The organism is Limnospira sp., assembly GCF_051859755.1.
Taxonomy (GTDB): domain Bacteria; phylum Cyanobacteriota; class Cyanobacteriia; order Cyanobacteriales; family Microcoleaceae; genus Limnospira; species Limnospira fusiformis.
The window spans coordinates 1-6749 of sequence record NZ_JBIMLI010000191.1; the positions used below are offsets into that span (position 1 = coordinate 1).

Below are 6749 nucleotides of genomic sequence, written 5' to 3' on the forward strand. Positions count from 1 at the left end.
ACTATAGGGGGCTGGCATTTTTGGTCTTCTTAGTCATCTCGTCCTCTCCATTATACGTCCTAAGTGTTCTGTCTTGTTCTATATTACAGCCCAGTTTTTTCGCTCTGGGATGCGCTAGGGCGGGTTTAGACATTGTTGAGAGGGTTTTTGAGCAAAAACAATTTGCTTTTATTGAGTCGGCGCTGGAGTCCCTCACAGAAGAGTTGGGAGGCTGTCGGGGGGAAATATTGGCAGCAATTACCGACGGGAATTATAGCTTTTCTGAACAGGTACAGTTACGAGGAAAGGCGATCGCTTTAGCCGTAAAATGCGCCCATGCTGCGGTGACAGTATCCAGCGGCGCGGCTAATTTAATTGATCATCCCGCCTCGCGGGTTTATCGGGAAGCCCTATTATTTACCGTTTCCGGTCAAACTCAAGCACTAATGCAAGCTACATTAGAGAATTTCCAGAATTGTCAATTCTCCATTATTTGGCTTCCATCCAATTTGTCCCGGCGTGAATATCTACCACCAACGGAACTGATAAAAATAGACAATTTTCCATGGTGGATTTAATTTGATGTTGGAGTTCCTCCCATTCTGATAAGGGAACCTCAAAGACCAGTTCATCGTGAACTTGTAATAATAGTCTGGCTTGGTAGTTTTTGAGAATTTCAGCCAGTTTAATCATCGCTATTTTAATAATATCAGCACTTGAACCCTGAATAGGTGCATTAGCGGCGGCGCGTAACATTTGTTCATCTTGGTAGTTAAGGCGATCGCGATCGCGTCCTTTTAAACTTTCAAAATAGCGCCGCCTCCCTAAAATAGTTTCCACATAACCCTGATTAATAGCCGCCAACTTTTGCGATTCCAAATACTCAAACACTCCCGGATATTGAGAGTTAAACCTATCAATAAACTGTTTGCCAGCCGTAGCACTTACCCCCACTTCCCGCGCAAATCTTTGGGAACCCATACCATAAATAACCCCAAAATTTATAATCTTTCCTAAGCGCCTTTCATCCGCTGTAATTTCATCCTTATCAAACAGCAATTGAGCGGTCAAACTATGTACATCTTGATTAGTATTATAAGCCTCTATTAACATCTTTTCCTGGCTTAAATGCGCTAAAATCCGTAACTCAATTTGAGAATAATCCGCCGACACTAACAGCCAGCCAGACTCAGGAATAAATGCTTTTCTAATTTGGCGAGAAAACTCCGTGCGGATAGGTATATTCTGTAAATTCGGGTGGGAAGAAGACAGACGACCTGTTGATGTAATCGCCTGATTAAAGTCTGTATGAATGCGACCCGTATCACTTCGCACCAACTCGGGTAAAGCATCCACATAGGTAGATTTTAATTTGGATAACGTCCGATATTCCAGGATATAATTAATCACGGGATGGTCATGTTTTAACTTTTCTAAAACCGTCGCATCTGTAGAATATCCGGTTTTAGTCTTCCGGCTTTTTTTACGGTCTAATTGTAGCCGATCAAATAACAACTCACTCAATTGTTTGGGCGACCCTAAGTTAAACACTTCTCCGGCGGCTTGATGAGATGCTTTTTCGAGACTTTCCAAGGTCTCACCTAACTGCTTTGATAGTTGATTAAGGTAGTCTGTATCAATCCTAATCCCCTGAAACTCCATCCCGGCTAAAATCGGTTCTAGGGGTTGTTCTACCTGTCTCAATAAATCATTTAATGGTGGTACATCTTTGAGGATATCCTGCATTTTTTGGGTGATTTGAAAGGTGGTAAAAACATCTAAGCCGCAGTAATTGGCGACGGTGTTAATATCTAAATCCGCAATAGTTTTGCCTTTGGGGACTAACTGACTATAACTCTGGGCGACTATTCCTAAATCCGGTAAATATCTTAATGATAAATCTGTCAAATTGTGGGATGATTCAGGATTGATTACATAACTGGCTAACATAGTGTCAAAAACTACCCCTTTTAAGGTAATTCCTTGACTCCGTAAGATTAAGCGATCGAATTTGGCATTTTGCAAGGTTTTCGGGTAGTTTTCCGACTCTAAAATCGGACGCAAAGCCGGCAAAACTTCCTCTATATTTAACATTTCCCCCTGGGTATGATTTAGGGGAATATAAGCCAGGTCGGATAATTCCGAACCCCAACAACAGCCAATTCCTACTAAGTTCGCATCCCTCGGTTCTAAGGATGTAGTTTCTGTATCCCAGGCGACTGGTTTATCCGGGTTAGTATGGGTTTTTAGGCGATTAACTAATAGGGCTAAGGCTTCGGGAGTTTGGATGATTTGAGGATGAATAGAATTGGCGATCGCTTTAGTTTCTAAGGCGGTATCCTCAGCACTAAAAAACCACAAATCATCATCATCATTATTCTCGGAACTATCCTCGGAACTATCCAACTCTGTGGGATAGCTTACTTCCGAATTACTTGAGTTAATCTCCACATCAACTAATCCCTTAAATTGGGATTGAAGCTGATGGATTTTATCAATAAATACTTGAAACTCTAACTGCTGTAGTAAAGGGATAATTTCCTGGCTATCAAACCCCTGTAGTTGGCAATCTTCCCAGTTAATATCTAGGGGGACATCACAGATAATCGTCGCCATGTTTTGAGAATGATAAGCCAATTCTTGACCCTGTTTAAGTTTATTGGCGATCGCCCCTTTGATTTGATTGACTGATTCATAAATACTATCTAAGGAACCATATTCCGCCAATAATTTAACCGCCGTTTTTTCCCCAATCCCTCGGACCCCCGGAATACAATCAGACTGATCGCCACACAGTGCTTTATAATCAACCACCTGTTCTGGTTTAATACTTAATTTTTCATAAACCTGGGGGGCGGCAAATTCCTGGGGACTGCTACCCTTCCCATGGCTTAAATGTAAAACCGTAATCTGTTTTTGCTCATCAATTAGTTGAAATAAGTCTTGATCACCAGATAAAATTTTGACCTGATATCCGGCGGCGCTTCCCCGATTTGCCAAAGTTCCCAAAACATCATCAGCCTCGTAGCCAGCCACCGAAAAAATCGGTATACGGAAGGCTTCTAATAATTGTTGGAGGTTATTGATATCCTGAATAAAATCTGCCGGGGTTTCGGCGCGATCCGCCTTATAGTTAGCATCAGCTTCATGGCGAAAAGTGGGTTCAGCCCGGTCAAAAGCGATCGCCACTAATTCCGGTTTATAGATGTCGATAACTTCCAGTAGAGATTGAAGAAAGCCAAAACAGACACTGGTAGGAATTCCTGTAGAAGTTCGCAGTCCCCCGCTGCGACTTTTCCCGAAAGCATAGTAAGCGCGAAAAGCCAAGGAATGGCCGTCAATGAGGATTAAAACCGGAGAGTTAGAAGACACGGGCAAGCCTTTGTGTAACAATATTTTGGTAGATATTTATAATACCAGGGGCGGGTTAATCAAAAAAAACACGGGTCAATCCGAAATCGCCATTAACCAGACCCCCAGATTTGATTATAATTGACAGCGGTAGGAAAAGGTAACTCATGGACTGGCTGGAATTTTCCGATAATTGGGTGTTAATTCCCCCAAAACCCAAAGCGATCGTACATTTTCTCGGTGGGGCGTTTGTAGCATCAGCCCCCCATATCACCTATCGTTGGTTATTAGAACAACTAGGGTTGCAGGGATATGCCATCATCGCTACACCATTTATTAATACCCTTGATCATGGAAATATGGCGCGTGAGGTATTATGGACCTTTGAGGACGGCTTAGAAGACCTATTTGCAGCCCAGAAACTGCGGCGGCGGGGGTTGCCAATTTATGGCATTGGTCATAGTATGGGGTGCAAGCTGCATCTACTGATCGGGTCCTTGTTTGAAGTCGAAAGGGCGGGAAATATTTTGATCTCTTTTAATAACTATACCGCCCGACAGTCAATTCCTTTGGTAGAACAGTTATCATCCGTGATTGATGTGGAATTTACCCCGACCCCACAGCAGACCAATTCCCTAGTTGGCGATCGCTATCAAGTCCGGCGTAACCTGTTGATCCAATTCAGTAAAGATAACATCGACCAAAGTAGCGGACTCTATCAAATTCTCAACCACAGATTTCCTGGACTGGTGACACTTCAGCAGTTGCGAGGCGATCATCAGACCCCCCTAGCCCAGGATATCAGTTGGCCACGAGGAGAATCATTTAGCCCCCTAGACGCGATCGGACAATGGTTTAAACACGAAGTCTATAAAGACCTATACCAACTTAGACGGGAAGTCCTACAATGGCTTAACCCTCTCAGTCCGGTGAAAAATATTTGATGATCACTAAAGAGTTTCTGTGAGGATCACACCGCCGATAACTAAACTTGTCCGCAATATCTCGCATTAGCATCAACCCCCGCCCTCCCGGTGAACCTTGATGGGTTTTCGATGACATCTCTAGCAGTTTTTTATCTAAATCAAACGGTTGACCGTGATCAAAAATGCAGATTTCAATACTATTGTTAAACAGACTGACCTCGATCTCAATAGGAACATCTACAGCCAGTCCCTTGTGCGCGTGTCGCACAGCATTGGTAAATCCTTCTGCTAATGCCAGTTGACAGCGCAGCCAGACTGACTTAGGAATTGATGGTGGCTGTAATTTGCCAAACCATGTTAAAACATCTGCCAACATATCCAAACTGGTTTCCGTTTGCAGGCAGAATGTAGAAGGGATAGGTTGGGAACCTTCAGATTTAATCACTTTTCGATAGGTGCGATCGTCGAGCCATCTTGTAATTAGACTATACTCTATCTTGAATGTTCTGTATAGGATTAGTTCATTGTCATCTAATATAGCCATCCCCGGTGAGATGCTCTGGGTGATCCTAATGGTTAATGATAACTTTGCTTGACCGTCCCTCTAATTGTTTAAACTCAGCGCCCATGTTTAAAATTTTAGTGATTGATGATGATACCATAATTCGAGAACTGCTCAAAAGAACACTCAAAAAGCAGGGTTATGATGTGGTGGTAGCTAGTAATGGCGAGGAAGGCATAGAAAAGGCTAAAGAATTGCGTCCGGCTTTGATGATTTGTGATTGGATTATGCCTCGGCTGACCGGAATTGAAGTATGCCGACAAGTTAAGGCTATGCCGGAATTATCAACTACTCAGTTTTTTTTACTTACTTCTCTGACCGCTGTTGATGATCGCGTTAAGGGTTTAGATGCCGGGGCTGATGATTTTCTGTCTAAACCTATTGAGATGAATGAGTTATATGCTAGGGTGAGAGCCGGTCTGCGACTTCATCAACTTAGCCAAGATTTACAAACTCAAAAACAGTTATTGGAAACTGAGTTATCCGAAGCCGCCGAATATGTGCGATCGCTACTTCCTGAACCCCTGGAAGAACCTGTGCGTATTGAGGCAAAATTTATCCCCTCTCGGCAATTGGGGGGAGACTGTTTTGATTATTGTTGGCTCGATGCCGACCATTTATCTATCTATTTATTAGATACTTCTGGTCATGGACTTAGGGCGGCATTGCCCTCGGTTTCCGTGTTGAATTTATTGCGATCCCGTGCTATCCCTAATATTAACTATTATCAGCCTAGTGACGTATTGCGATCGCTTAATACTACCTTCCAAATGACCTATCAAAATGATAAATATTTCACCATTTGGTATGGCGTTTATAACCGCATTTCCCGACAATTAACTTACTCTAGCGCTGGGCATCCTCCCGCCATTCTACTATCTGGAAAAAACCCCAATAATCTACAATTTCAACAATTAAAAACCCCCGGAATGCCTGTAGGTATGTTCCTAGAAGCTGCCTATATTGACGCTTCTTGTCACGTCGAAAAAAACAGCAACCTTTATATTTTTAGTGATGGAGTCTATGAAATTCATCAACCCGGTGGTAATATTTGGGGAATGGATGCCTTTATTAAACTTTTAATGAGAAACAATAACTTTCAATCCGGGAGTTTAAATAACATCTTAGAAGCCGTCAAAACCATCAATTTTGACCATCCCTTTGAGGATGATTTCTCCCTTATAAAAGTTAGTTTACCCTAAAAAATATGTGATTATTTGGCATGAAAAAATATCATATTTTGATGGTTATAAATTTTGATAAAAACCGTTGAGCCTGCATAATATCAACATCAATTACACAGACCCAAATATCTATCCCAAAACCAGTTTTTTATTTCCCAAAACCCCGATTAAAAATTCAGAGGATGATTGGCATAACTAGCCGAGGTAACTTTGTTTTTTCTCAAACTCCTGTCGATTTTCAAAAATTGGTTGAAACACTCGATCCATACTGGTTAGTTCAAACAGAATTCTAATCTGTTCATTAATCGAACAAATTACCAATTTACTATCTGCCGCTCGAACCGTTTTCAGAGCCAGTACCAGAGCCCCCAGACCAGAGCTATCCATAAATGTGACATCCTGAAAATCAATCAAGATGGTTTTAGCTCCCTTTTCAACTAACCTAGAAATATCCTGACGGAATTGGCTAGCTTTAGTACCGTCTAAAATACCTTGGGGCTGTAGGATTTGAACATCAGAACTCATATTCTTTTGAGATTGAAGCATAGAAATGACTCGCCATATTCCGCTAGTATAGCCTGTGAATGCGTCCTCAAGCCAAACTCTCCTACCCAAACAACAATTATAGAGGCTTACAGCCCAATTAAGGCTCTCAGAGACAGAATTTCACATCTGATACATTTACGCGACATTTATCCGGCTATTGCCTGACAATGCGACGATAGCACTATTACCCGTTAAGGTAAC

At 42.1% G+C, this 6749-nt stretch carries 6 protein-coding genes; 3 read left to right on the plus strand and 3 right to left on the minus strand.

Translation table 11 applies throughout. The annotated features are described in order from the left end of the window. On the plus strand, positions 1–557 hold a 557-nt coding region (locus ACTIE0_RS21870; RefSeq protein ID WP_439516989.1), incomplete at its 5' end, for a hypothetical protein. Here ACTIE0_RS21870 and polA read toward each other — a convergent pair. Then, a complete protein-coding gene (gene polA / locus ACTIE0_RS21875; RefSeq protein ID WP_046321847.1) occupies positions 469–3351 on the minus strand; it encodes a DNA polymerase I in 2883 nt (960 codons plus the stop codon). The two genes, ACTIE0_RS21870 and polA, sit on opposite strands and share 89 nt — an antisense overlap. Positions 3352–3497: 146 nt before the next feature. On the opposite strand from polA, the gene ACTIE0_RS21880 reads away from it, so the two are divergent. Continuing rightward, entirely contained in the window at positions 3498–4274 is a 777-nt protein-coding gene (locus ACTIE0_RS21880) for a DUF1350 family protein (RefSeq protein WP_006622140.1), read from the plus strand. On the opposite strand, the gene ACTIE0_RS21885 is transcribed toward ACTIE0_RS21880, so the two are convergent. Next, positions 4252–4800, minus strand: coding sequence for an ATP-binding protein (locus ACTIE0_RS21885; RefSeq protein ID WP_006622141.1), 549 nt, complete (start codon positions 4798–4800; stop codon positions 4252–4254). The genes ACTIE0_RS21880 and ACTIE0_RS21885 overlap by 23 nt on opposite strands. Positions 4801–4883: 83 nt before the next feature. Between ACTIE0_RS21885 and ACTIE0_RS21890 the strand changes: the two genes are divergently transcribed. Beyond that, positions 4884–6020, plus strand: coding sequence for a PP2C family protein-serine/threonine phosphatase (locus tag ACTIE0_RS21890; protein WP_008051781.1), 1137 nt, complete (start codon positions 4884–4886; stop codon positions 6018–6020). A gap of 177 nt (positions 6021–6197) precedes the next feature. Here ACTIE0_RS21890 and ACTIE0_RS21895 read toward each other — a convergent pair whose 3' ends face one another. Next, positions 6198–6548, minus strand: coding sequence for an STAS domain-containing protein (locus tag ACTIE0_RS21895; RefSeq protein WP_006668629.1), 351 nt, complete (start codon positions 6546–6548; stop codon positions 6198–6200). Positions 6549–6749 lie beyond the last annotated feature (201 nt).